At 70.6% G+C, this 25548-nt stretch carries 21 protein-coding genes; 8 read left to right on the top strand and 13 right to left on the bottom strand.

Annotation, left to right across the window (positions count from 1 at the left end):
* The first annotated feature begins 87 nt into the window (after positions 1-87).
* On the top strand, positions 88-1455 hold the full coding sequence (yegQ, locus tag CVH10_RS01915; RefSeq protein WP_106487671.1) for a tRNA 5-hydroxyuridine modification protein YegQ: 1368 nt from the start codon (positions 88-90) through the stop codon (positions 1453-1455).
* Positions 1456-1535: 80 nt separating this feature from the next.
* On the top strand, positions 1536-1946 hold the full coding sequence (locus CVH10_RS01910) for an SRPBCC family protein (RefSeq protein WP_035598695.1): 411 nt from the start codon (positions 1536-1538) through the stop codon (positions 1944-1946).
* Between the two features lie 90 nt (positions 1947-2036).
* Here the strand turns inward: CVH10_RS01910 and CVH10_RS01905 are convergent, their stop codons facing one another.
* The 9 genes from CVH10_RS01905 to CVH10_RS01865 form a co-directional block, all read right to left on the bottom strand.
* A complete protein-coding gene (locus CVH10_RS01905) occupies positions 2037-2273 on the bottom strand; it encodes a DUF2789 domain-containing protein (RefSeq protein WP_046080300.1) in 237 nt (78 codons plus the stop codon).
* Between the two features lie 108 nt (positions 2274-2381).
* Positions 2382-3434, bottom strand: a complete 1053-nt coding sequence (locus CVH10_RS01900; RefSeq protein ID WP_035598700.1) for an asparaginase — start codon at positions 3432-3434, stop codon at positions 2382-2384.
* A gap of 77 nt (positions 3435-3511) precedes the next feature.
* The gene (locus CVH10_RS01895) at positions 3512-4735 is read right to left on the bottom strand and encodes an MFS transporter (RefSeq protein ID WP_369335705.1); all 1224 of its coding nucleotides are present in this window, start codon (positions 4733-4735) and stop codon (positions 3512-3514) included.
* On the bottom strand, positions 4722-5255 hold the full coding sequence (locus tag CVH10_RS01890; RefSeq protein WP_106487670.1) for a hypothetical protein: 534 nt from the start codon (positions 5253-5255) through the stop codon (positions 4722-4724). Before CVH10_RS01890 ends, CVH10_RS01895 begins: the two co-directional genes overlap by 14 nt.
* 3 nt (positions 5256-5258) lie before the next feature.
* A complete protein-coding gene (locus tag CVH10_RS01885) occupies positions 5259-5762 on the bottom strand; it encodes a hypothetical protein (protein WP_035598708.1) in 504 nt (167 codons plus the stop codon).
* 59 nt (positions 5763-5821) lie between these two features.
* Positions 5822-7183 carry a DEAD/DEAH box helicase gene (locus tag CVH10_RS01880; protein WP_106487669.1) on the bottom strand — a complete coding sequence of 454 codons (1362 nt, stop codon included), beginning with the start codon at positions 7181-7183 and terminating at the stop codon, positions 5822-5824.
* Positions 7184-7339: 156 nt separating this feature from the next.
* Entirely contained in the window at positions 7340-7939 is a 600-nt protein-coding gene (locus tag CVH10_RS01875) for a membrane integrity-associated transporter subunit PqiC (protein WP_046080306.1), read from the bottom strand.
* Entirely contained in the window at positions 7936-9618 is a 1683-nt protein-coding gene (gene pqiB, locus CVH10_RS01870) for an intermembrane transport protein PqiB (RefSeq protein WP_106487668.1), read from the bottom strand. The genes CVH10_RS01875 and pqiB overlap by 4 nt, the downstream gene beginning before the upstream one ends.
* Positions 9615-10895, bottom strand: coding sequence for a paraquat-inducible protein A (locus CVH10_RS01865; RefSeq protein WP_046080531.1), 1281 nt, complete (start codon positions 10893-10895; stop codon positions 9615-9617). Before CVH10_RS01865 ends, pqiB begins: the two co-directional genes overlap by 4 nt.
* A 170-nt stretch (positions 10896-11065) precedes the next feature.
* Between CVH10_RS01865 and CVH10_RS01860 the strand changes: the two genes are divergently transcribed.
* From CVH10_RS01860 to CVH10_RS01835, 6 genes are all read left to right on the top strand, one after another.
* Complete coding sequence (locus CVH10_RS01860; protein WP_035598719.1) at positions 11066-12046, top strand: calcium/sodium antiporter; 981 nt, start codon at positions 11066-11068, stop codon at positions 12044-12046.
* A 200-nt stretch (positions 12047-12246) separates the two neighbouring features.
* Positions 12247-13656 carry a cytochrome ubiquinol oxidase subunit I gene (locus tag CVH10_RS01855; protein WP_035598721.1) on the top strand — a complete coding sequence of 470 codons (1410 nt, stop codon included), beginning with the start codon at positions 12247-12249 and terminating at the stop codon, positions 13654-13656.
* A 3-nt stretch (positions 13657-13659) separates the two neighbouring features.
* The gene (gene cydB, locus CVH10_RS01850; protein WP_106487667.1) at positions 13660-14661 is read left to right on the top strand and encodes a cytochrome d ubiquinol oxidase subunit II; all 1002 of its coding nucleotides are present in this window, start codon (positions 13660-13662) and stop codon (positions 14659-14661) included.
* A gap of 4 nt (positions 14662-14665) precedes the next feature.
* Positions 14666-16330 (top strand): thiol reductant ABC exporter subunit CydD, encoded by a 1665-nt coding sequence (gene cydD / locus CVH10_RS01845; protein ID WP_106487666.1) that lies wholly within the window; start codon positions 14666-14668, stop codon positions 16328-16330.
* Positions 16323-18071: a thiol reductant ABC exporter subunit CydC gene (gene cydC, locus CVH10_RS01840; RefSeq protein WP_106487665.1), complete on the top strand. Its 1749-nt coding sequence runs from the start codon at positions 16323-16325 to the stop codon at positions 18069-18071. The genes cydD and cydC overlap by 8 nt, the downstream gene beginning before the upstream one ends.
* 13 nt (positions 18072-18084) lie before the next feature.
* Positions 18085-19080, top strand: coding sequence for an adenosine deaminase (locus CVH10_RS01835; protein WP_106487664.1), 996 nt, complete (start codon positions 18085-18087; stop codon positions 19078-19080).
* A gap of 90 nt (positions 19081-19170) precedes the next feature.
* Here the strand turns inward: CVH10_RS01835 and guaD are convergent, their stop codons facing one another.
* The 4 genes from guaD to xdhA all read right to left on the bottom strand — a co-directional run bounded on the left by guaD (position 19171) and on the right by xdhA (position 25419).
* Complete coding sequence (guaD, locus tag CVH10_RS01830) at positions 19171-20496, bottom strand: guanine deaminase (protein ID WP_106487663.1); 1326 nt, start codon at positions 20494-20496, stop codon at positions 19171-19173.
* Positions 20497-20590: 94 nt separating this feature from the next.
* The gene (gene xdhC / locus CVH10_RS01825; protein WP_106487662.1) at positions 20591-21469 is read right to left on the bottom strand and encodes a xanthine dehydrogenase accessory protein XdhC; all 879 of its coding nucleotides are present in this window, start codon (positions 21467-21469) and stop codon (positions 20591-20593) included.
* Complete coding sequence (gene xdhB, locus CVH10_RS01820) at positions 21456-23915, bottom strand: xanthine dehydrogenase molybdopterin binding subunit (protein ID WP_106487661.1); 2460 nt, start codon at positions 23913-23915, stop codon at positions 21456-21458. Before xdhB ends, xdhC begins: the two co-directional genes overlap by 14 nt.
* Entirely contained in the window at positions 23899-25419 is a 1521-nt protein-coding gene (gene xdhA, locus CVH10_RS01815) for a xanthine dehydrogenase small subunit (RefSeq protein ID WP_106487770.1), read from the bottom strand. The genes xdhB and xdhA overlap by 17 nt, the downstream gene beginning before the upstream one ends.
* Positions 25420-25548: the final 129 nt, after the last annotated feature.

Genomic DNA, 25548 nt, shown 5'->3' with positions numbered 1-25548 from the left:
GGCGCCAAGGACGCTGATCCATGTCATTCAGCGTGGACAGGCGACGTTGCTAGACTTCGCCCCTTTGCCACCGGTGATGTGAGCCTCATGGAAGCCCCCGAACTGCTGTCGCCCGCCGGCACCGTCAAGAACATGCGCTACGCCTTCGCCTACGGCGCCGATGCGGTCTATGCCGGCCTGCCGCGCTACTCGCTGCGCGTGCGCAACAACGATTTCAGGATCGACAACCTGCACGAGGGCATCGCCTATGCCCACGAGCGGGGCAAGGCGTTCTATGTGGCCTCCAACATCGCGCCGCACAACAGCAAACTCAGGACCTACCTGCGCGACATGGAGCCGGTGATCGAGGCCGGCCCCGACGCCCTGATCATGTCGGATCCCGGGCTGATCATGATGATCCGCGAGCGCTGGCCCGATCAGGTGATCCACCTGTCGGTGCAGTCCAACGTCGTCAACTATGCGGCGGCGAGGTTCTGGCAGCAGCAGGGCATCCGCCGCGTCATCCTGTCCCGCGAGCTGTCGCTGGAGGAGATCGGCCAGATCCGCGCCGAGTGCCCCGACCTCGAGATCGAGACCTTCGTGCACGGCGCGCTGTGCATCGCCTACTCCGGGCGCTGCCTGCTCTCCGGATACTTCAACCGCCGCGACCCGAACCAGGGCACCTGCACCAACGCCTGTCGCTGGAAGTACCACACCGTGGCGGCCGCCGAGGACGAGACCGGCGACCTGGTGCCGGCCCACGCCGCCAGCGGCATCTGGGCCCCGCGTCAGGACGGCGGCATGATCGCCTCCGCCGGCGGCAGGGAGGGCCAGGACACGCTGTCGGCGTTGATCGAGGACCGCTCGCGGCCGGGCGAGCCGATGCCGATGTACGAGGACGAGCACGGCACCTACATCATGAACTCCAAGGACCTGCGCGCCGTCCAGCACGTCCCGAGGCTCGCCGAGATGGGCGTGACCTCGCTGAAGATCGAGGGACGCACCAAGTCGCCCTACTACGTGGCGCGCACGGCCCAGGTCTATCGCCGCGCCATCGACGACGCCATGGCCGGTCGGCCCTTCGACATGCGCCTGATGGACGAGCTCGAGAACCTGGCCAACCGCGGCTACACGGAAGGCTTCTATCGCCGCCATGTCCACGACGAGTATCAGAATTACGAGCTCGGCCATTCGGTGGGCGTGCACCAGCAGTTCGTCGGCGAGGTGCTGGGCTACGATCCCGATCGCGGGGTGCTGGATATCGACGTCAAGAACCGCTTCGAGGTCGGTGACGGCATGGAGCTGATGCTGCCCGGCGGCAACCGTCGCTTCGCCCTCGAACGCATCGAGAACAAGCGCGGCGAAGCGGTGGGCGTGGCCCCGGGATCGGGCCACGTGGTGCGCATCCCGGTGCCGGGCGAGGCCATCGCGCCGGAACGCATCGAGTTCGCCCTGCTGATGCGCGACCTCGCCTGAGGCCGTGCCGGGCTGGACACCACCCGGGACCTTCGGTGAAGCTGACACGGCAGCACAGGCCCACAGCACAAGGAATCGGCATGGCCACCATCGAACATCGCGCCATTCTCGAGGCGCCGCCCGAGCGTGTCTTCGCCCTGCTCGAGCGGGTCGAGGACTTCGTCGACTATTCGGACCTGATCGAGCGCATCGAGCCGCTGGGCGAGGGGCGTTATCGCTGGCACGTGCACGCGGTGCGCATGGACTGGACCTTCGAGGTGGCGATCACCGAGCATCAGCCGCCCGAGGTGCTGGCCTGGGAATCGCTCAGCGGGGTGTGGAACCGAGGCCGCTATCGGCTCACGCCGGTGCCCGAAGGCACCGAGGTGGCGCTGACCCTGGAGTACGAGATTCATAACCGGCTGGTCGAAAAGGCGGTCAAGCGCGCGGTGACACCGTTGGTCAATCGCGTCAGCCAGCAGATTCTCGACCGCGTCGCGGCCAGACTATAGCGTGATCCGAAAGCGGGAACGCCGCCCATCCGGGCGGCGTTCTCGTTTGGTGGCGTCGCTTTGTTCCAGGCACTTTCCGGCGCTGTCTGCTCAGCCCTTGCGCAGCGAGGCATTGAGATGGTCGACCACCTCGGCCCAGTCGGCGTCGGCTTCGAGCGCCTCGCGCAGGAACTCCGCCTGGCCTTCGTTCCAGCAGGGCGCGTCGGGCAGTTCCACGTTCTCGGGCAGCGGCGAGTGGCGCTCGATGAAGCGCTGGATGGCCGCCGGCTCCGAGGCCAGGCCGAGCTGTTCGAAGAGTTCGCTGAACGGATGATCGGGATGTTCCATGACAGGGCACCTGTGCGGGCGGACGTGTGTCTCCACTCTAGCCGTTCGGGCCCCGTCATGGCGATGGTGCGGTCGAGGCGTCTTCAACGCTCGCTCCTCCGTTCCGCCTCAGGGGGCGGCACGCTCGCCGACCAGCGGGGTCAGGAAGCGCCGGCGCCGTTCCTCATCGGGGAGCGGCTGGGCCAGCAGGTGGACCAGCTTGGCCACGGCGGCTTCCGGCGTCATGTCGTCGCCGGACAGCACGCCGGCATCGGACAGCGCCTGACCGGCGGCGTAGTGGCCGATGGCCACCGCCCCGTGGGGGCACTGGCTGATGGCGGCGAGCAGCTTGCCCTCGCCGACGGCCTGGGCCAGTACGCCGGCCAGGCGCGGATCGTCGGGCACGTTGCCGCCGCCCCAGACCTCCAGCAGCGCGCCCTTGACGCGATCGTCCAGCAGCCAGGTCTCGAGCTGCCAGGCGGCGAGCCCCGGCCACAGCACGATGCGCGGCACCGCGCCGGCGGCCAGCGGCGCATAGTCGGGCAGTTCGAAGCGTGGCGCGCCGCGCTGGGCACGCTCCAGGCCGCGGCCGGGGTAGAGCACGGCGTCGTCGTCGACCCATTCGCCGAGCGGCGGGTGGTTGGGGCTGACGAAGGCGTCGGCCTCGCGAGCCTGCCACTTGCGGCTGCGTGCGCCGCGCAGCAGGCGGCCGGCGAAGCAGATCGCCACCTCCTGCAGCCGCGGATCGGCGGCGAAGCGCAGCGCCGCCTCGACGTTGGTCAGCGCATCGCTGCCGGGCGCTTCCAGCGGCTGCATGGCGCCGGTGATCACCACCGGGCGGTCCAGCCCTTGCAGCTGATAGGCCAGGCTGGCGGCGGTCCAGGCCAGCGTATCGGTGCCGTGGATCACCACGATGCCGGCATGATCGGCGTAGTGTTCGGCGATCAGCCCGGCCAGGCGCTGCCAGTCCGCGGGGGTGGCGGCGCTCGAGTCGATGGGCGTCGGCGTGGCGATGAGTCGGAAGTCGGCCAGTCCGGCCTGGCGCGCCGGGGGCAGGGTCGCCAGGGCGCGCCGCAGGCGCGACTCGATGTCGTGGCCGGGGATCAGTCCGTCGGGACTGTCCACCATGCCGAACGTGCCACCGGTGTAGATCACCAGCAGGGAAGAAGCGGTTGACGTCATGGGAGCTCCAGGCGGAAGACGCCCACCATGATAGGGCGCCGGCGCCGGCAGACAAGAGGGTCTGGGGCGGGGCGGGATCAGCGCACCACGAGGTGGCCGGTCTCTTCGCTGGCCAGGCGACGATCGCGCCCGGCCAGCAGGGCGAAGACCATGGCGGCGGCAGTCACGGCCGTCAACGCCAGGGTGATGCCAGGCAGCCCCAGGTCTAGCTCGAGCATCACGCCGATGCCCAGCGGGCCCAGCGAGGCCAGGGCGTAGCCCACGCCCTGCACCATGCCGGAGAGCTTGCCGGCCAGTCGGGCATCCGCGGTGCGCAGCACGATGAGCGACAGCGCCAGGCTGAAGCCGCCGCCCTGGCCGAAGCCGAGCAGCGCCACGCCGGCCCAGCGCCACTCGATCGGCCCCTGCAGCAGTACCCAGAAACCGCCGGCGATCAGGCTCAGCACCAGCATCAGCGCCGGTCGCTGGTCGCGGCCGAGGCGGGCCAGCCAGGGGGCCGACAGCGCCGCGCCCAGCTGCAGCATCACCGAGGCGCCGGTCATCCAGCCGGCCTCGGCATCGTCGTAGCCGCGTTCCACCAGCAGGGTCGGCAGCCAGCCGAAGACGATGTAGGCCAGCGAGGACTGACAGCCCATGTAGAGGGTGACCTGCCAGGCCAGTGGCTGGCGCAGCAGCGCGCCGGTATCGCCGCGGGCCGAGGTTTGCGTCCGCGGTGGCGGGGATGCCGGCATCAGCGTCTGCCAGGCGATCAGGCTGATCGCCGCAAGCGCCGCCCAGCTGGTGAGCGCCGGCGCCCAGCCGCCCAGCGTCTCGGCCAGGGGGATGCTGAGGCCGGCACCCAGGGCGCCTCCCAGGCACAGCGCCATGGTGTAGACACCGGTCATCAGGTCGGCGCTGTCGGGAAGTTCTCGCTTGACCAGCCCGGGCAGCAGCGTGCCGGCGACGCCGATGGCGGCGCCCACCAGCAGGGTGCCGCCGAACAGCCATGCCGGTGCGGCCAGACCGCGCAGGGCGAGGCCGACGGCCAGGATCAGCAAGGCCAGCGACAGGGTGCGCTCGGGGCCCAGGCGTCCTGACAGCCAGGGCGCCATGGGGGCGAAGAGTCCGAGGCAGAGCACGGGCAGGGTGGTCAGGGCGCCGATGGCCAGCACCGGCAGGCCGCTGTCGGCTTCGATGCGAGGGAGCAGTGGGGCCAGTGACGATAGTGCCGGCCGCAGGTTGAGCCCGACCAGCACCATCAGGGCGATGAATGCCAGGGGGGAAGGCGCGGCCCGTTGGCGCGCGCCGTCAGTGATCGCCATCCGGCCCCTCCGTCTGTCGACGGCGCTGCCAGCGTGCGGCGAATTCGGCCTCGCCCTCGAGCTCGTCGGCCGCGCCGAACTGCAGGTGCCGCCCGTCGGACTGGGCGTCGCTGGTGGCACGCTGGCGGATGCCGCTGACGTCCTCGCTGCTGACCAGATCGAAGTCGCCGTGGGTCATGGTGTGCGCGACCAGCGGCCCGTCGTAGGTCCAGCAGCGCTGGGGAACCTTGGAGACGTGCCACCGCTGGCCCTGCCAGTGGGCGATGCCGTCGGCGTCGAGCCGGAAGGCGTCGTCCGGCAGCAGGGCCGCGAACAGACGGGCGTTGAGCACCAGGCCGTTGTCGATCATTTCCACGGGGCCCTGGTACTCGCCCCGCTTCAGGGCGCTGAGCATGTCGTCACGGGCCCGCTTGCCCTCGGGAGTGATCCTGCCCTCGCCGCACAGGTGCAGCAGGTCGCCGTCGACCTGCTTGATGACCCAGACGTGAATCGGGGGCTTGCCGAACAGTCGCTTCCACATGGTTCAGCTCATATGTTGACGCAGGTCGCCTCTCACACTGTCGATCAGGGTGATGAAGTGGCTGTCGCCGCTGGCATCGATGCGATCGACCCGCGCCATGCTGGCCAGGCCGCGATCGACCAGCAGCTGGTCGAAGATCTCCAGCGTGATGGATTCGACGCCGGCCTCTGCCGGTGGCAGGGTGCCGTCGGTCAGGGTGAAGCTCGGCAGCAGGGCGGCGCGTACCCGGGTGGCGCCGCCCTCGGCGAGGACCCGGCGCACGAACAGCCAGCCCTCGCAGGCCAGCCGCTCCCCCGATTCGAGCTCACGCTGGAAGAGGGTGCGATAGCAGGCCCCCTGGGTCGCGGCCTTGTCGGCCATGCTGCGGTAGGCTTCGGTGGTGCGCTGGGCCGAGACCCCGGCGGATTCCAGCTGCTGCCAGGCCGCGCGATGCTCGCGGTCGAGTTGTGCCTGGCGCTGAAAGCGCTGCCAGAGTCGGTAGTCGTTGATCAGCTCTCGCGTGTCCATGGGCATCCTTGCAGGCGTCGTGTCGGCCGATAATGCGAATACATTCGCATTATCGGATATCAATTGCCAGTGCGCTGGCGATCCTGTCCGCCGCGCCGACGCCGGCGCCGCCCCGGTGACTGGCCGTCGCGGTCGCCGCCGTTTCCGCCATGGTTGCCGCCGGCGCTGCTGCGGTTGCCACCGTTACCGCTGCGACCACCGCCGCCGTTGCCGCGACCGTTGCCACCACGTCCATTGCCGCCACGGCCACGATTGCGGCCGTTCTCGATCGGCTCGGGCTTGGCGTTGGGGTCGGGCTCGAAGCCGGGCTCGATGTGCTTGGTCAGGTCGCGCTTCATCAGCTTCTCGATGTTGCCGAGCAGACCATGCTCGTCGACGCACACCAGCGATACGGCCTGGCCGTCGTGACCGGCGCGACCGGTGCGGCCGATGCGGTGCACGTAGTCTTCGGCCACGTTGGGCAGCTCGAAGTTGACCACGTGGGGCAGCTCGTCGATGTCCAGGCCGCGGGCGGCGATGTCGGTGGCCACCAGCACCTGCAGGTCGCCGGACTTGAAGGCGGTCAGCGCGCGGGTGCGGGCCGACTGGCTCTTGTTGCCGTGGATCGCCATGGCCGAGATGTCACGCTTGTCGAGGTGCTCGGCCAGGCGGTTGGCGCCGTGCTTGGTACGGGTGAAGACCAGCACCTGGAACCACTGGCGGCTGCTGATGAGGTGGGTGAGCAGATCACGCTTGCGTTCGCGGTCGACCCGGAAGACGGCCTGGTCCACGGTCTCGGCGGGGGTGTTGCGGCGCGCCACCTCGATCAGCGTCGGATCGTCGAGCAGCTTGTTGGCCAGCGCCTGGATCTCCTTGGAGAAGGTCGCCGAGAACAGCAGGTTCTGGCGCTGCTCGGGGAGCAGCTTCAGCACCTTCTTGATGTCGTGGATGAAGCCCATGTCGAGCATGCGGTCGGCTTCGTCCAGCACCAGGATCTCGACCCCGGAGAGGTCGACGTGGCCCTGCTGCTGCAGGTCGAGCAGACGGCCGGGGGTAGCCACCAGGATGTCGAGCCCCGGGCGGATGGCATCCACCTGGGGCTGCTGGCCGACGCCGCCGAAGATCACGTGGGAGGTCAGCGGCAGGTGCTGTCCGTAGTCGCGCACGCTGTCGCCGACCTGGGCCGCCAGCTCGCGGGTCGGGGTCAGCACCAGGGCGCGCACGCCGCGCTTGGCCGGGCGACGGCCGTCCTTGAGGCGCTGCAGCATGGGCAGGGTGAAGCCGGCCGTCTTGCCGGTACCGGTCTGGGCGCTGCCCAGCAGGTCGCCGCCGCCGAGGACGGCGGGGATGGCCTGGCTCTGGATAGGAGTCGGGGTGGTATAGCCCTGGGCGTCGATGGCGCGCAGCAGCTCGGGGCACAGGCCAAGGTCGGAAAAGGTCATGCAGTCTCCGCGGCAACGTCCCGCCCGATCCGTCGCGCGGGGCGGTCGGATCGAGGCGGAACGAGGGAATGAGGTGAATCGCGGCGGCGGGAGGCGGCCGCGAGAGGCGTCAGTATGCCATAGCGCTGAAAGCGGCGCAGCCGGCGCGGGGGCGTGTCAGGGTGTCGCGCGGCGCTGCTGGCGCGCGACCGCCGACGCGATCTGCTCGGCGGCGGCGTCCCAGCTGCGGCCCAGGGCCCGGACCAGGGCGGGGTAGCCGTCCTCGGCCAGGGGCGTGGTGACGCGGAAGGTCGCCGCATCCAGCAGCGACTGATCGGCGTCGAGCAGCTGCCAGCGTCCGGCCGCCAGGGCCTGGCCGTCGGGGCGCCCCTGGAAGCGGTCCACCGTGACCCTCAGCTGCAGCGGATCGGTGGAGATGCCGGCCTCGGTGTCGAGCAGCACTCGGGTATCGGGCAAGGCACCGGTCAGGCGATCGCGCAGGCCGCGCTCCAGCTGACGGCCCAACGGCTCGGCCCAGCGGTGGCCGCCGGCCTCGCGCAGGGTGATGTCGTCGAGCTGGACGACGATGCCCTCGGCGTCCAGCAACGGCGCCAGGCGAAGCGGCCGCAGCACCAGGGCATGCGTGGCGTTCGAACCGGCGGCGGCCGGCGCGTCGGCATCGGGCAGGGTGTAGCGGGTCGCCGGCGTGCCCCCCAGGGCACAGCCGGTGAGCCAGAGCAGGGCCAGCAGGGCCAGCAGGGCGCGCGGCGCGGTCATGGCGAACTCCTGTCGGTCGGGGCGCGGGGCATGGGATCGTCGGCGTCCAGGCTGTCGAACAGCAGGGCGCCGGGATTGTCGCCGAGGCGGCGGGCGGCCGGCTGGAGGTCTCGCAGCAGGCGCTCGAGCTGGTCCAGGGTCTCGGTGATATCCCGGTAGGCGGGAGCCCCGGGGGAGACGCCCTCGAGGGTGCCGCGCAGCGCCGACAGGGTGCTGTTGAGTTCGCCGGGCAGGGCGCGGGTCTCGGGATCGTCGAGCAGCGACTGGACGCCGGCGGTAAGCTGGCGTACCTGCTCCAGGGTGGCCTCCGACGTGGCCAGGTTGGTCTCCAGGCCCGCGAGGATCGGTTCGAGCTCCAGGTCGTTGAGCTTGTCGAGCAGCGCGGTGACCTGGGCCTGGATCTGTGCCAGCCCGCCGGAAGTGGTGGGGAAGACGGTGCGCTCGGCGAAGGTCTCGGGGGTGTAGTCGTCGGCTCGCTCGGCGTCCAGGCCGAGGTCGACGAACAGCGCCCCGGTGAGCAGGTTGCCGCTCTTGAGCGAGGCCCGCAGGCCGCGCTGGAACAGCCGTTCGAAACGCGCCCGCCACTCGTCCATGTCGAGGGTCTGGCTGTCGATGCCGAGCCGCTGGGGTTCGATACGGATCAGCACCGGGATGGCCAGGCGGGCATCGCGCTCGGGCTGGGGCGAGGTGAAGTTCCAGGGCACGCTGGCCACGGTACCGATGCGCACGCCGCGGAATTCCACCGGGGAGCCCCGGGACAGGCCGCGCACCGTGTCCTCGATGAGCAGCACGTACTCCAGGTAGCGGTCGAAGGTGCCCTCGCGCGCGCTGTCCTCGTCGGCGTAGAGAGTGAAGGTGCTGTCGGGCTCGGCCTGAAGGCCACGCGGCAGATCCTCCGGGACGCCGAAGGTGACGCCGCCGCTGACCATGGCCTCCAGCGAGTCGAGCCTGACGCGCACGCCCTCGGAGTCGAGCCGCAGGTCGACGCCGCTGGAGCCCCAGAAGCGGGTGTTGTCGGTGACCAGTCGGTGATAGGGGCTCTCGATGAAGATGCGGTGGCGCATGCGCCGGGTCTCGACGTCGAACTCGGATTCCTCGACCCGGCCCACGGTGAAGCCCTGGTAGGTCACCGGATCGCCGACGGTGAGGCCGTTGCCCGCCTCGCTGAGCAGGTTGATGCGCAGCCCCTCGGCCCCCGGGGGGGCCACCGGCGGCTGTTCGCTGACCGTGAAACGCTCCGCCTCCTCCTCGCTCTGGCCGGGTTCGAGCTGCAGGTAGGCCCCTGACAGCACGGTATTGAGCCCGCTGATGCCCTCGCGACCGATGCGCGGCTTGACCACCCAGAAGGTACTGTCCTCGACCAGCATCGGCGCAGCCTCGGGCGTCATGCGAGCGGTCAGCACCACCTCGGACAGGTCTTCGGACAGGTTCACCGAGGTCACCTGGCCGATCTCGACGTTGCGGGTCTTGATCAGGGTGCTGCCGGCCTCGATGCCGTCGGCGCTCTCCATGGTCAGGGTGATCAGGGGCCCGCGGCTCAGGTAGCTGTCGTAGACCAGCCAGGCACCGATCAGCAGCGCCACGATGGGCACGATCCAGATCGGCGACAGCGGCGCCTGGCGGGTGGCCCGGGCGCGGTGCTCGTTGTCGGGCGCGGCGTCAGGGGGCGTGTCGTTCATTGCGGGGCTTCCTCATCCGCTGTGGAAGTGGGCGTGTCCCAGATCAACCGGGGGTCGAAGCTCATGGCGGCGAGCATGGTGAGCACCACCACGCCGCCGAAGGCCACGGCCGCGGGGCCGGGCTCGACCGCCATCAGGTTGCCGGCGCGGATCAGCGCCACCAGGATCGCGACCACGAAGATGTCGACCATCGACCAGCGGCCGATGAACTCGGTCAGGCGATACATGCGGGTACGCGTCAGGGAGCGGTCGCCGCGGGCGCGCGGCGCCACCAGGCATAGCCAGACCAGCGCCAGCAGCTTGCCGATGGGCACGATCACGCTGGCGACCAGGATCACCAGGGCCACCGGCCAGGAGCCCATCTCGATCAGCTCGACGATGCCGCCGATGATGGTGCTGGGGCTGGCCCGCCCCAGGCTGACGGTGGTCATGATCGGATAGACGTTGGCCGGCACGTAGAGCACCGCCGCCGCGGCCAGCAGCGCCCAGGTACGTTGCAGGCTGTGGGGGCGGCGCGCATGCAGCGGCTCGCCGCAGCGCCGGCACTGGCCATGGCCGGCGGCATCCAGGCGGCCCACCAGGCCGCAGGTGTGACAGCCGGTGAGTCCCTGGGGGGCGGCGGGGCGGCCGGTCTGGCTGCCCTCCGGCGCCGGCGGTTCGCCGGCCAGCGCGAACCACAGCCAGTCGCGGTCCACGGACTGGTTGGTCGCCAGCAGCAGCAGCGCGAAGGCGCCGAAGGCCCAGAAGGCCGGCCCGAGCGCGATCTGGGCGAGCCCGACGATCTTGATCAGGCTGACCAGGGTGCCGATCAGGAACACGTCGGCCATCATCCAGGGCTGCAGGTGGGCCAGGGCACGAGCCGCGCTGCGACTGGCCGGCAGCGGTCTGCCGCCCAGCAGGCCGATCTGCAGCCACACCACGGCCAGCAGGTAGAGGACCGGCAGCACCAGGATGGTCAGCAGCACCACCATGGCCACCAGGGGAGCATGGTGCGCGATCAGATCGGTGGCGGTCTGGGGCAGGTCGATGCCGTGACCCACGCCGCGCACGCTGAACGCCAGGAAAGGAAAGGACGCGGCGATCGCCAGGCAGGCCAGCGCGGCGATCGCCAGCGCCAGGCTGCGCTGGGCCGGATAACGATGGCGGCGCACCTCGGCGTGGCCGCAGCGAGGGCATACCGCCTGCTCGCCGGAATGCAGCGGCGGCAGCGCCATCAGCCAGTCGCATTCGTGGCAGGCGCGCAGGCGTCGCCGGGTGGCGCGGGCCTCCGGCGGCATGCGGTCGACGTAGGGCGCCTGGGTGGGCAGGGCGAGATGGCGAAAGGCCGGCCTTGGCACGGCGATGGCGTCCTCCTGACGATCCAGCGGCTTGACCTGAAGTGTGTCACGTTGACGCGGGGGGCACCATAGTCAACCATGCGCGTCTCATTTGTTCCGATGGAGACACCATGATGCTTCCCGCCCTGGCGGTGGTGGCAGGCCTGATCCTGCTGGTCTGGAGCGCCGAGCGCTTCGTCGACGGCGCGGCGGCCACGTCCGCCCGACTCGGTCTATCCCCGTTGCTGATCGGCATGCTGGTGATCGGCTTCGGCACCTCGGCACCCGAGATGGTGGTCTCGGCCATCGCCGCCGGGCAGGGCAATCCCGGCCTGGCGCTGGGCAACGCCTTCGGCTCGAACATCGCCAATATCGGTTTGATCCTGGGCCTGGTGGCGCTGATCGCACCGCTGGCGGTGCATTCCGGGATGGTACGGCGTGAGCTGCCGGTGCTGGGCGGCGCGACGGCATTGTCGGCGGTATTGCTGCTGGGTGGCGTGGTGCGCCTCGAGGGCGCGCTGCTGCTGGTGGTGCTGGTGGCCTTCATGGCCTATAGCGTGATTCGCGGCCTGCGCGATGGCACCGATCCGCTGTCGGCGGACACCGAGGCTGAGCTGGCCACGCATCCGATGTCGCTGAAGGCCGCCCTGGGGTGGACGCTACTGGGTCTGGTGCTGCTGGTGGCCAGCTCGCGGCTGCTGGTGTGGGGCGCGGTGGACATCGCCCAGAGTCTCGGCGTCAGCGACCTGGTGATCGGCCTGACGGTGGTGGCGGTGGGCACCTCACTGCCCGAACTGGCGTCGGCGATCAGTGCCCTGCGTCGCGGCGAGCATGACCTGGTGCTGGGCAACGTGGTGGGCTCCAACCTCTTCAATACCCTCGGCGTGGTGGGGCTGGCCGCGGTGATCGCGCCGATCGAGACGGGTCGCGAGGTGCTGTTGCGCGACTGGAGCATGATGGCGGCGATGACCATGCTGATGCTGGTCTTCGCCCTGGGGCGCCGCGGTCGCCAGGGGCGTATCAACCGCCTCGAGGGTGGCGTGCTGCTGGCCATGTACGTGGCTTATATCGGCTTCATGGTGCATCTGGTGGTAGACGCCGGCGGCGCATGATGCACTGCGACATCGCGACACACACGAGCGACATCTCGGCGCGATAAGATGACTTCGTTGCCTGTTCCAGCGGCCGGGGATTCGGCTAGGCTGGGACGGGCAAGGGAAGAATGCGGCAGGGCGCGTCGCGCCCGACGATCAAGAGCACGGAGAGTGCCTTCGCATCACGTTCATCGATCCGCAGGAACGAGGTGTACCTCATGGAACTGGATCCTCTGCTGCTGTCTCGGCTGCAGTTCGCCTTCGTGGTGTCCTTCCATGCCATCTTTCCGGTCTTCACGATCGGGTTGGCATCCTATCTGGCCGTGCTCAACGGTCTCTTCTATCGCACCGCCAATCCCGCCTGGGAACGCCTGGCCAACTTCTGGGCCCGGGTGTTCGCCGTGGTCTTCGGCATGGGGGTGGTCTCCGGCATCGTCATGGCCTTCCAGTTCGGCACCAACTGGAGCAACTTCTCGCTGGCGGCCTCCAACCTGCTCGGCCCGATGCTGAGCTACGAAGTGGTGACCGCCTTCTTCCTCGAGGCGGCCTTCCTCGGCGTGCTGCTGTTCGGGCGCGGCAAGGTGCCCCAGGGCGTGCACCTGTTCGCCTCGATCATGGTGGCGTTGGGCACCTTCATCTCGGCCTTCTGGATCCTGGTGTCCAACAGCTGGATGCAGACGCCGGCCGGCACCGAGCTGATCGACGGGCGCTTCCACGTCACCGACTGGAGCGAGGCGATCTTCACCGCCTCCTTCCCGTATCGCTTCGTGCACTTCGTCATGGCGTCCTTCCTGACCGGCGGCTTCGTGGTGGCCGGCGTCAGCGCCTGGTATCTGCTGATCGGCCGTGACGTCGAGGCCAATCGCAAGGCCTTCTCCATGTGCCTGTGGATGCTGCTGGTGCTGGCGCCGGCCCAGGCCTGGATCGGCGACGAGCATGGCCTGAACACCCTGGAACACCAGCCCACCAAGGTGGCGGCCATGGAGGGCAACTGGGAGACCCAGTCGCGGACGCCGCTGCTGCTGTTCGCCTGGCCCGACCAGCAGGCCCAGGAGAACCACCTCGAGATCGGCATTCCGGGGCTCGCCAGCCTGATCCTGACCCATGATCTGGACGGCGAGGTACCGGGCGTCAGCGCGGTGCCGCCGGAGGAGCAGCCGCCGGTGTGGTGGGTGTTCTGGTCGTTCCGCGTGATGGTCGCCATGGGCCTGGCGATGATCGTCGCGGCGCTGATCGGCGCCTGGCTGCGCGCGCGGGGGCGGCTCTATGAGAGTCGCGGCTACCTGCAGTTCATGCGAGTGATGACGATCGCCCCCTTCCTGGCGGTCCTGGCCGGCTGGTTCGTCACCGAGATCGGTCGCGCGCCCTGGCTGGTGTACGGTCTCATGACCCAGGAAGAGGCGGTGACGCCGTCGCTGACCGGTGGCATGGCGCTGTTCACCCTGATCGGCTATGTCCTGGTCTACGCCGTGGTCTTCTACGCCGGCACCCTGTATCTGACCCGGGTCGTGCGTCAGGGCATGCTCCCCGAGCCGCCCCACGACGACGAGGTGGAGCGACCCAAGCGTCCGCTGTCCGCCGCCCACGTGCCCTTCGAAGATGCCGCCAACCAGCCGGGAAGGAGCTGAACCATGGAAATGTTCGATCTGACACTGATCTGGGCCGGCATCATCGGCTTCGGTGTGATCATGTACGTGCTGATGGATGGCTTCGACCTGGGCGTGGGCATTCTCTTTCCGTTCGCCCCGGACGAGGACAGCCGCGACGTGCTGATGAACTCGGTGGCACCGATCTGGGACGGCAACGAAACCTGGCTGGTGCTCGGCGGGGCCGGGTTGCTGGCGGCCTTCCCGGTGGTCTACTCGGTGTTCCTGCCGGCGCTCTACATCGGCGTCTTCCTGATGCTGGCGGGGCTGATCTTCCGCGGCATCGCCTTCGAGTTCCGCTTCAAGTCGCATCGCAATCGCCATTGGTGGAACCGGGCCTTCAGCTGGGGCTCCACCGTGGCGGCCTTCGCCCAGGGGGCCGTGGTCGGCGCCTACATCCAGGGCTTCCCGGTCGAGGACTTCGTCTATGTCGGCGGTGCCCTGGACTGGCTGACCCCGTTCTCGGTGCTGACCGGCATCGGTTTGGTGGCCGGCTATGCGCTGCTCGGCGCCACCTGGCTGATCATGAAGAGCGAGGGACACACCCAGGCCTGGGCCTACCGCCTGGCGCCGCGCCTGCTGCTCGCGGTGCTGGCGGTGTTCGCCATCATCAGCCTGTGGACCCCCTTCGTGGACGACGCGGTGCGCGAGCGCTGGTTCGGCCACCTGCACCTGCTGTGGGTGTTCCCGGCGCTGGCCCTGCTGTGTGCCTTCTGGCTGTGGCGCTCGGTGCAGGAGCGCCGCGAGGGCCAGCCGTTCATCGCCACCCTGGGGCTGTTCGTCTTCACCTACCTGGGGCTGGTGGTCAGCAAGTGGCCGGTGATCGTGCCGCCGAACTACACCCTCTGGGACGTGGCCTCGGCGCCGGAGTCCCAGCTCTTCCTGCTGCTCGGGGTGCTGTTCGTGATCCCCATCGTGCTGGCCTACACCGCCTGGAGCTACTGGGTGTTCCGCGGCAAGGTCCGCGTGGGCGAGGGGTACCACTGAGACGATGACGCAGGCATCGACATCGCGCGCCTGGCTCGCCGGCCTGGCGCGCGCCGAACGAGGACGATTGGGGCTGGCCGTGGGCTGCGGCCTGATCGCCGGCCTCGCCACCGTCGCTCAGCTGGTGCTGCTGGCCTGGCTGGTGACATCACTCCTGGTGGAGGGCCGCGCGCCCTCCACGCTGTTTCCGGCCTTCGCTGTCCTGGCGGGACTGATGGGGCTGCGCGCCCTGGCCCAGTGGGGCCAGGAGACCCTGGGCCTGGCCGCCAGCCTGCGGTTGCGCCGCCGGGCTCGGCGCGAGCTGCTCGATCACCTGGAGCGGCTCGGGCCGGTGGGCCTCACCGGCCATCACAGCGCCAGCCTGGCGCAGCGGGCGGTGGACCAGGTCGAGGCGCTGGACGGCTACGTGGCCCGCTTCCTGCCGCAGCGCTATCTCGCCGTGCTGCTGCCGCTGGTGATCCTGGCGGTGGTGGCCTGGCTCGACTGGCTGGCGGCCATCTTCCTGCTGCTGGCGGCGCCGCTGATCCCGCTGTTCATGGCGCTGGTGGGCATGGGCGCCGAGCGACTCAACGAGGAGCAGTTCGATGCCGTGGCGCGGCTGTCGCGCCACTTCATCGATCGGGTGCGCGGCATCACCACCCTGCAGCTGTTCGGCCGCACCGCGGCGGCCACCGGGGAGGTGCAGGCCGCCGCCGACGACTATCGGCGGCGTACCCTGCGTCCGCTGCGGCTGGCCTTTCTTTCCTCGGCGGTGCTGGAGTTCTTCGCCGCCGTGTCGATCGCCGTGGTGGCGATCTACGTGGGCTTCGGCCTGCTCGGCTACATCACCTATGGGCCGTCCGATCAGCTGACGCTGTTCTCGGGGCTGCTGGTGCTGCTGCTGGCGCCGGAATTCTTCCAGCCGCTGAGAAGCCTGGCCCAGCACTATCATGACCGGGCCTCGGCCCTGGGGGCGGCCGAGGGCATGGTGGCGCTGCTCGACGAGACGCCGCGCCGCAGCGGCCTGACGCCGGCCGCGCCCCATACCGCTCGTGCGGTGGCCGAGCTGGAGGCGGTCGCGGTGTCGCATCCCGAGCGAGGGCGGGTGCTGGGGCCGCTGGACCTGGCGCTGGCGCCGGGCGAGGTGCTGGCGATCAGCGGGCCCTCCGGCGTCGGCAAGTCGACCCTGCTGCAGCTGCTGGCGGGGTTCCTCGATCCGGACGCCGGCGAGCGTCGCCTCGCCGCGTCGCTTCAGGTGGCCTGGATGGACCAGCGCCCGCTGCTGGTGCATGGCAGCCTGGCCGACAATCTGCGCCTGTCGGCACCGGAAGCCGATGATGCGGCCCTGCACCGGGCGCTCACGGCCGCCGGGCTGGGCGAGCTGGTGGCCGGGCTGCCCGACGGGCTCGACACCCGGCTCGGCGAGCGCGGGGTCGGCCTCTCCGGCGGCCAGGCCCAGCGTCTGGCGCTGGCCCGGGTGTTTCTCTGCGAGGCGCGGCTGGTGCTGCTCGACGAGCCCACCGCCAGTCTCGATGCCGAGAGCGAGGCGGTCGTCATCGAGGCGCTGATGGCCCTGGCCGCCGAGGGGCGCAGTCTGGTCATCGCCAGCCACCGGGCCGCGCCGCTGGCCTGCGCCGACCGCCACCTGACGCTGCGTGACGGCCGTCTGGAGGAGGTGACCCATGACTGAGCGACGGGGCGTGATCGCGACCCTCTCGCCCTGGCTGCGCCTGCTCGGCCACCGCCGCAGCCGCCTGCTGGCCGGCGCCGCGCTGATGGCGCTGGCGCTGGCCTCGGCGATCGGCCTGCTGGCGCTGTCCGGCTGGTTCATTACCGCCACCGGCCTGGCCGGCATCGCCCTGGCCGCCGGGGCGGCCATGACGCTGGACGTCTACGTGCCGGGCAGCGGCATCCGCGGCTTCGCCGTGACCCGCACCGTGGCGCGCTACGTCGAGCGGCTCTACAACCACGACACGGTGCTGCGCCTGCTGGCCGACCTGCGCGGGCGGATGTTCGCGGTGCTGGCCGGCCTCGACGGTCAGACGCTGTCGCGGCGCCGGGCCAGCGACTGGCTGAACCGGCTGACCGCCGACATCGACACCCTGGACAGCCTGTTCCTGCGCCTGCTGGCGCCGGCGGCGGTGGCGCTGCTGGCGATCCTCGCCCTGGCCGGCTTGCTGGCGATCTGGTCGCCGGCGGCGGCCCTGGCGGTGGCGGGGCTGCTCGGCGCCGCCTGGGGCTGGCTGACGCTGGGGCAGGCGCGGCTGGGGCTCGCCGCCAGCCGGCAACGGGTCGATGAGCTGGAGCGCCTGCGCGGCCGGCTGATCGAACAGCTCCAGGGGCTCGCCGAGCTCGAGACCTACGGCACCCTGGCCGGCCAGCGGCGGCGCCTCGAGGCCATCGAGGAGCGGCTCTACGCCGATCAGCGCCGCCTGGGGCGGTTCTCGGCCCTGGGCACGGCGGTGGCCGGGCTGGCCGTCGGGCTTGGCTGGCTCTCGGCGCTGTGGCTGGCGGCGCTGGCCTGGCAGGCCGGAGCGCTGTCCGGCCCGCTGATGGTGATGATGCCGCTGGCGGTGATGGCAATGAGCGAGGCGCTGACCGCGCTGCCCACGGCCTTCACCCAGTTCGGCGCCACCCTGGCCGCCGCCGAGCGGCTCAATGCGCTGGAGGACGCCCGTCGCGACGATGCCGGCGGGCGCGTGGCATCGCTGCGCTCCGGCGCCCTGGCGCTCGCCTTCGAGGAGGTCGCGTTGCGCTATCCCGGGGCCCTGACGCCGGTGTTCGACGACTTCTCGCTGGCGCTTTCGCCCGGCGAGCGGCTGGCCGTGCACGGGGTGTCGGGCAGCGGCAAGTCCAGCCTGGCGGCGCTGGTCACCGGCCAGATGGCGCCGGACGCGGGCCGGGTGCGGCTGAATGAGGTGCCGGTCGGCGAGATCGCCGCCGACGTTCTGGCCGAGCGAGTCGCCTGCCTGACCCAGCACACCGAGCTGTTCGACGACAGCCTGGCGGCGAACCTTCTGCTGGCGGCGCCCGAGGCCGATGACGCGCGGCTGTGGGCCGTGCTCGAGACGGTGGAGCTGGCCGACTGGGCGGAATCGCTGCCGCGCGGGCTCGACACGCGGGTGGGCGAGGGTGGTCGGCGGCTCTCCGGTGGCCAGGCGCGTCGGGTGGCGCTGGCGAGGCTGCTGCTGCGCGACCCGGGGCTGGTGATCCTCGACGAGCCCTTCGCCGGCCTCGATCCGGCGCTGGCCGCGCGCCTCGCCGAGCGTCTCGATGGCTGGCTCGCCGGGCGCAGCGTGCTCTATCTGGTGCACGAGCGGGCCGAACAGACGGCGCTGCCCGGCGTCGACCGCTGGCAGGCCCTGAGCCTGCTGTCGGAGAAGGACTTTGCGCCGCCGCGCGGAATCTTTCAGGATAGGGCAGAGCATTGATACGAGGTGATTCATGCGGGATTTCCTGAAGGCCCTGCCCAAGGCCGAGCTGCATCTGCACATCGAGGGCACCCTGGAACCCGAACTGATGATGGCGCTCGCCGAGCGCAACGGCGTGACGCTGCCCTACGCCTCGGTGGAGGAGGTGCGCGCCGCCTACGATTTCGACGACCTGCAGTCCTTTCTGGACCTCTATTTCCAGGGCATGAGCGTGCTGCTCACCGCCCGGGACTTCGAGGACCTGGCGATGGACTACTTCCAGCGCGCCGCCGCCGAGGGCGTGGTGCACGTGGAGATGCACGTCGATCCCCAGGCGCATCTGTCGCGGGGCGTGGCGCTGGAGGCGGTGATGGAGGGGCTCGAGCGTGCCCGCCGTCGCGCCGAGGACGAGCTGGACCTGTCCACGGCGATGATCCTCGCCTTCCTGCGCGACCGGCCCGCCGAGGAGGCCGAGTCGCTGCTGGAGCAGGCCGCGCCCTATCTCGACCGGATCGACGCCGTGGGCCTCGACAGCGCCGAGGTCGGCCATCCGCCGAGCAAGTTCCGCGAGGCGTTCCGCCGCGCCGGTGAGCTGGGCCTGGCCCGGGTCGCCCACGCCGGCGAGGAGGGGCCGCCCGCCTATATCCATGAGGCGCTGGACGTGCTCGACGTCTGTCGCATCGACCACGGCGTGCGCTGCCTGGAAGACGAGGCGCTGGTCGCGCGGCTGCGCGACGCGGCCATGGTGCTGACCGTGTGCCCGCTCTCGAACCTGCGGCTCAAGGTGGTCGAGCGCATGGAGGCGCATCCGCTGCCGGCGATGCTCGAGGCCGGGCTCAACCTGACGCTCAATTCCGACGATCCCGCCTACTTCGGCGGCGGCATGCTGGAGAATTTCGAGGCCTGCCAGCGTGCCTTCGGCTGGTCCCGCGAGACCTTCACCCGACTCGCCGGTAATGCCATCGAGGCGGCCTTCATGAGCGAAGAACGGCGTGAAGCGCTGCGCGCCAGGCTCGCGGCCTGCGGCTGATCTCGGCGGGAATCCACGAGAAAAGGGCGGCTCCTCGGAGCCGCCCTTTTTCGTACCTGCCTTGCACCTGATGCGTGCCTGGAGGCGCGGTCAGGCGTCTCGCTGATGCACTCGCCGGCCGTTGGCCCAGGTGGCGTACACGGTGCGGTCGTCGCCCAGCATCATCAGTGCGAACAGCGTCTCGGCCAGCGTGCGGCAGCGGGCGGTGCGGCGGGCCAGCAGCGGCGTGGCCTGCGGGTCGAGCACCACGAGGTCGGCCTCGCCACCCTCGCGCAGGCGGCCGATGCGGTCCTCCAGGTGCAGGGCCCGGGCGTTGCCCAGCGTCAGCCGGTAGAAGCCCTGCCAGGCGGTGAGTGGCTGGCCGCGCAGCTGGCCGACCTGGTAGGCGGCCTTGAGGGTGGCGAGCCCCGAGAGATCGGTGCCGGCGCCCACGTCACTGGCGAGCGTGGTGGCGAGCCCCGCCTCGCGGCAGGCCAGGCGGTCGAACAGCCCGCTGCCGAGGAACAGGTTGGAGGTCGGGCAGAAGGCCACGCTGGCGCCGGCCTCGGCCAGCCGGCGGCGCATCGGCTGGTCGAGATGGATGCCGTGGGCGAAGGTGCTGCGCAGGCCCACCAGTCCGTAGCGTTCGTAGACGCCCAGGTAGTCCTGGCACTCGGGGAACAGCTCGCCGACCCAGGCGATCTCGCCCTCGTTCTCCGAGAGGTGGGTCTGCAGGTGCAGGTCCGGGGCATTGCGCAGCACCGCGCCGGTGGCCTCGAGCTGTTCGCGGCTCGAGGTGGGCGCGAAGCGCGGGGTCAGGCTGTATCCGAGGCGGTCCCGGCCGTGCCAGTCGCCGATCAGCCGCTCGCTGTCGGCCAGCCCGCCGAGGGGATCGTCGACCAGCGCCTCGGGGGCGTGGCGATCCATCAGCACCTTGCCGGCCAGCATGCGCAGGCCGCGGGCCCGGGCGGCGGTGAAGAAGGCGTCCACCGAGCCGGGGTGCGAGGTGCAGAATACCTGGGCGGTGGTGGTGCCGGCGCGCAGGGTCTCGTCGAGGAAGGCCTCGGCCACCGCTTCGGCGTGGGCGCGTTCGGCGAAGCGACATTCCTCGGGGAAGGTGTAGTCGTTGAGCCAGTCGAGCAGCTGGCGGCCGTAGGAGGCCATGATGTCGAGCTGGGCGTAGTGCACATGGCTGTCGATGAAGCCCGGCATCATCAGCTTGTCGCCGTAGTCCACCGTCTCGATGCCCGGCGGAAGGTGGGGAGCCAGCTCGGCGAAGTCGGCCACGGCGTGGATGTGGCCGTCGACCAGCCAGACGGCGCCGTCTTCCAGATGGCGCACGCTGCCCGCGGCCGGGGCGTCGTCCTCGCCCGGATCGGCGTCGAAGCTCAGCAGCGGGCCGCGCAGCAGGCGCATGTGGGGTTGGGGGTCGGTCATCAATCTCTCCGCTGAACGCCGCTTGGCCGGCGCTTGGAAAATACGGATTCTGTTGGGTTCTGGCGAATGTTCAGGCGATCAACTGTTCCGGCGCTTATCGGCGTGGTTCTTGGCTATCCGAGGGAAACGCCTGGCGCAGCGGCTCCGGGGCGACGCCGCGGCGGTCGTCGCGTGCGGTGTCGGGCTTGAGCGTCAGCAGCTCGGCGGCCACCGCCAGGGCGATCTCGCAGGGTCGCTTGCCGTGGGCGCCGGGCACGCCGATCGGGCAGCGTACCGTTGCCAGTGCGGTCTCGTCGTGGCCGGCGTCGCGCAGCCGGCTCCTGAAGCTCGCCCACTTGCTGTCGGAGCCGATCATGCCGATCGAGGCGCAGTCGCCGCGCCGGAGCAGGGCGTCGACCAGGGCGCGATCCTCGGCGTGATCGTGGGTCATCACCAGGGCGTGGCAGCCGGCCGGCAGCGAGGCCACCGCGGCCTCTATGTCCACGCCCTCGGCGCCGGCTGCCGGCTGCATGAGATGCAGTCGGTCGCGGTCGCGAGCGTCGTCGGGGAAGGCGTGCTCGCGGCTGTCGAACCACCAGACACGCCAGGGCAGCGGGGCCAGCGCCTGGACCAGCGCCCGGCCGACGTGGCCGGCGCCGAACAGCGCAATGTCCATATCGGCGCCGGCGAACGGCTCGATCAGCACGTGCACGTAGCCGCCGCAGCACTGGCCGGAGCGTCCACCCAGCGGGAAGGCCTCCAGCCGGGTGTCGGTGCGGCCGCTGGCCAGCGCCTCGCGGGCGGCCTCGATCACCTGCTGCTCGAAGTGACCGCCGCCCAGGGTGTCGTGGACGTCGTCGGCGGTGATCACCATCTTGGCGCCGGGCTCCCGCGGGGTGGAGCCGGCCACGCCCACCACGCTGGCCAGGGCGTGGGGGCGCGCCTCGCGCTGTAGCCGGGCGAGCGCCGCGTACCAGGGCTCAGGCGGGCGCATGGTCAGGCCTCTCGTCACGGTCAGCGTCACGCTCGGCATCGGCGCTGGTGCGTGCCTGCCGCAGGGCCTCGGCGGCCATCAGCACCCGCTCCGGGGTGGCGGGCGTGTCCAGTGCCGGGCTGACGCGGTAGTCGGCGAGGCTCGCCAGGGCGTCGCGCAGCGCCGACCACACCGAGATGCCGAGCATGAAGGGCGGCTCGCCCACGGCCTTGGAGCGGTAGATGCTGGCCTGGGAGTTGGGATGGCCCTGCATCAGCTCGACGTTGAAGGTCTCGGGCAGGTCGCCGAAGGCCGGGATCTTGTAGGTGGCCGGGCCGTCGGAGACCAGCCGGCCGGCCTCGTTCCAGACCAGCTCCTCGCTGGTCAGCCAGCCCATGCCCTGGATGAAGCCGCCCTCGATCTGGCCGATGTCGATGGCCGGGTTCAGCGAATCGCCCACGTCGTGGAGGATGTCGGCGCGGCTGACGCGGTACTCGCCGGAGAGCGTGTCGACCTCGACCTCGGCCACGGCGGCCCCAAAGGCGTAGTAGTAGAAGGGGCGGCCGCGGCCGGCGGCGCGGTCGTAGTGGATCAGCGGCGTGGCGTAGAAGCCCTTCTCGGAGAGCGAGACGCGGCCGATGTAGGCGGCCTGGACCAGCTCGCCCCAGGGGATGCGCGTCTCGGCCTCGCCGAGCCCGGCCACCAGCTGGCCGTCCTCCAGGCGCATGGTCTCGCGGTCGAGCCCGCCCGCCTCCTGGTCGAAGTGGCCGGCGGCGAAGTCGAACAGCCGCTCGCGCAGCTTGCTCGCCGCGTCGCGGGCCGCCTGGCCGTTGAGGTCGGCGCCGCTGGAAGCGGCGGTGGGCGAGGTGTTGGGCACCTTGTCGGTGCGGGTGGCGCTGATGCGCACGCGTTCCAGGTCGAGGCCCAGCTCCCGGGCCACCACCTGGCACACCTTGGTGTGCAGGCCCTGGCCCATCTCGGTGCCGCCGTGGTTGATCAGCACGCTGCCGTCGGTATAGACGTGGAGCAGCGCGCCGGCCTGGTTGAGGTGCTGGGCGGTGAAGGAGATGCCGAACTTCACCGGCGTCAGCGCCAGGCCGCGCTTCACGACCGGGCTTGCCGCGTTGAAGGCGGTGATCTCGCGGCGCCGGACCCAGTAGTCGCTGCTCCGCTCCAGCTGGCCGATCAGGTCGTGCAGCAGGGTGAGCTGCTCGACCCGCTGGCCGTAGTGGGTGATATCGCGGGTCACGTCCAGCGGCGTGTCGTCCTCGCCCAGGGCGCGGTAGAGGTTGCGCTTGCGCACGGTCAGCGGGTCTTCGCCGAGATAGCGGGCGATGTCGTCCATGGCGCGCTCGATGATCATCATGCCCTGGGGGCCGCCGAAGCCGCGGAAGGCGGTGTTGGAGGCCTTGTGGGTGCGGGCGCGCTGGCCGGTCACCCGGGCGTCGCCCAGCGAGTAGGCGTTGTCGGCGTGGAACATGGCGCGGTCGACGATCGCCTCGGACAGGTCCGGCGAGTAGCCGCAGTCGCCGATCACGGTGATGTCGCCGCCGGCGAGCACGCCGCGCTCGTCGAAGCCGAGCCGATAGCGGTTATGGAAGGGGTGGCGCTTGCCGGTGGCACGCAGGTCCTCGGCGCGGGGCAGGCGCAGCTTGGCCGGGCGGTTCGTGCGCCGGGCGATCAGTGCGGCGATGCAGGCCCAGGGCGAGGCCTGGGTCTCCTTGCCGCCGAAGCCGCCGCCCATGCGGCGCATCTCCATGGTCACCGCGTGGAAGGGCACGCCGAGCACCTCGGCGACCAGCTTCTGGCTCTCGCTGGGGTGCTGGTTGGAGGTGTAGACCATCACGCCCTCGTCCTCGGAGGGCACCACCAGGCAGGCCTGGCCCTCGAGGTAGAAATGCTCCTGGCCGCCGACGAACTGCTCCCCCTCCAGGACGTGAGGCGCCTCGCTCAGGGCGCGCTGCCAGTCGCCGCGCTCGTGCACGTGGGTGGGGCGCACGAACTCCTCGCGCTCGGCGGCGGCCACCGGGTCCAGCGACGCCGGCTGCTCGTCGATCTCGACGATCGCCTCCCGGACCGCCAGCCGGGCCTCGCGGTGGCTTTCCGCCGCCACCGCGAACAGGCTCTGGCCGAGGTAGCTGATCTCGTCATCGGCGAAGATCGGATCGCCCGGGAACACCGGACCGATGTCGGTATGGCCGGGCACGTCGGCCAGGGTGATCACGTCCACCACGCCCGGCGCGTGGCGGACCTTTTCCAGGTCGAGCCGGGTCAGCCGGCCGTGGGCCACCGGCGAGAAGCCCACCGCCACGTGCAGGGCGTTGGCCGGCGTGGCGATGTCGTCGATATAGGGCGCGCGGCCGGTCACGTGCTTGACGGCGCTCTCGTGGGCGCGGGCATGGCCGGGCGCCTCCCGGGAAGCGCTGGCCGGAGACGTCTCGGAAGGGATATCAGTGAGCGTACGCATCGAGAGTCACCTTGGTCGCGGAATCGTTGTTGTCGTTGGCGCCGTTGTCGTCGATGAGGTCGGCGGAGCCGTGTTCGGCGGCGATCATCAGCCGCAGCCGCTCGAGCAGGTTGCCGGCGGCCAGGCGGCGGTACTCGGCGCTGCCGCGGACGTCAGTCATCGGCGCGAGCTCCTCGCCCAGCGCGGCGCGGGCGGCGGCGAAGGCCTTGGCGTCCGGGGCGCGGCCCTCCAGCGACGCCTCGGCAGCGGGCGCGCGGCGGGGCACGGCCGCCATGCCGCCGAAGGCCAGGTGGACGTCGCGCATCACGCCGTCGTCCAAGCGCCAGGCGAAGGCGGCGAGCACCGCGGAAATGTCGTCCTCACGTCGTTTCGACAGCTTCCAGACCTTGAGATTCTGCGCCGCACTCGGGCGCGGCAGGAAGACGGCGGCGATGAACTCGTCCTCGGCCAGCGCCGTCTTTCGGTAGTCGAGGAAGAAGTCGGACAGCGGCAGCTCGCGCGGGCCACGGGGGCCGTCGAGACGCAGTCGGGCGTCGAGGGCGAGCAGCACCGGCGGGGTGTCGCCGATCGGCGAGGCGTTGGCGATATTGCCGCCGAGCGTGGCGCGGTTGCGGATCTGCGAGGAGGCGAAGCGGTGCATCAGGTGCGCGAAGGCCGGATAGGGCTCGGCGAGCAGCGGCGTCAGCCGGGCCAGGGTCACCGAGGCGCCGATCCACCAGCCGGCCTCGCTCTCCTCGATGGCGTTCAGTTCGGCGACCTGGCGCACGTCGATCAGATCATCCAGCGCCTTGAGCTGCTGGGTGGCCTCGAGCCACAGGTCGGTGCCGCCGGCCACCAGCCGGGCGTCGGGGCGCTCGGTTTTCAGAGAGCGCAGGGCCTTGAGGTCCTGGGGCGTGACGTAATGGCTGACATCGTGGCCCGCCGCGGCGGGCTCGCCACCGCGGGGCTGGCGCAGCCAGGCGATGTTGCCGGCCAGCCCCGCGTCCTCGGCCCAGGCGGGATTGGCCGCGGGGTAGTCGCCCATGCCGAGGGCGGCGTCACGGATCGGGCGGTAGCCGGTGCAGCGGCACAGGTTGCCGCCCAGGGCCTCTTCCAGGCGCGCCTGGTTCAGCGGTGCGGGGCGGCGCCGCTGATCCTCGTAGAGGGTGAACAGCGACATCACGATGCCCGGAGTGCAGAAGCCGCACTGGCTGCCGTGGCAGTCGACCATGGCCTGCTGAGCGGGGTGCAGCCGCTCGCCGTTGGCCAGCCCCTCGACGGTGACCAGGTGGCAGCCGTCCAGCTGGTGGGCCGGGGTCAGGCAGGCGTTGGCGTTGTGATAGACCAGCTCGCCGTCGTCGCCGGGCTCGCCGATCGCCACGGTGCAGGCGCCGCAGTCGCCGGAGGCGCAGCCTTCCTTGGTACCGGTCTGTCCGAGCCGGTCGCGCAGCAGCTCGAGGGTGCTGGTGTCCGCACTGACGTCACGACAGCGCTGACGCCTGCCGTTGAGGTAGAAGTCGATCATGGGGTGTCGGCTCCGATTGTGGTTGTAGTGGCCGGGAATCATGGGATGACTTAATTCTTGACCATATGGTCAGCTTTGGCAAGTACCGCGGCGCCTCTCTCTACTTTTTATACGCCGATCGCGCGTTGG

The organism is Halomonas sp. ND22Bw (assembly GCF_003011945.1).
Classification (GTDB): Bacteria; Pseudomonadota; Gammaproteobacteria; order Pseudomonadales; family Halomonadaceae; genus Halomonas; species Halomonas halophila.
The sequence above is the reverse complement of the archived record's forward strand: the minus strand, read 5'-3'. Positions and strand labels throughout refer to the sequence as shown.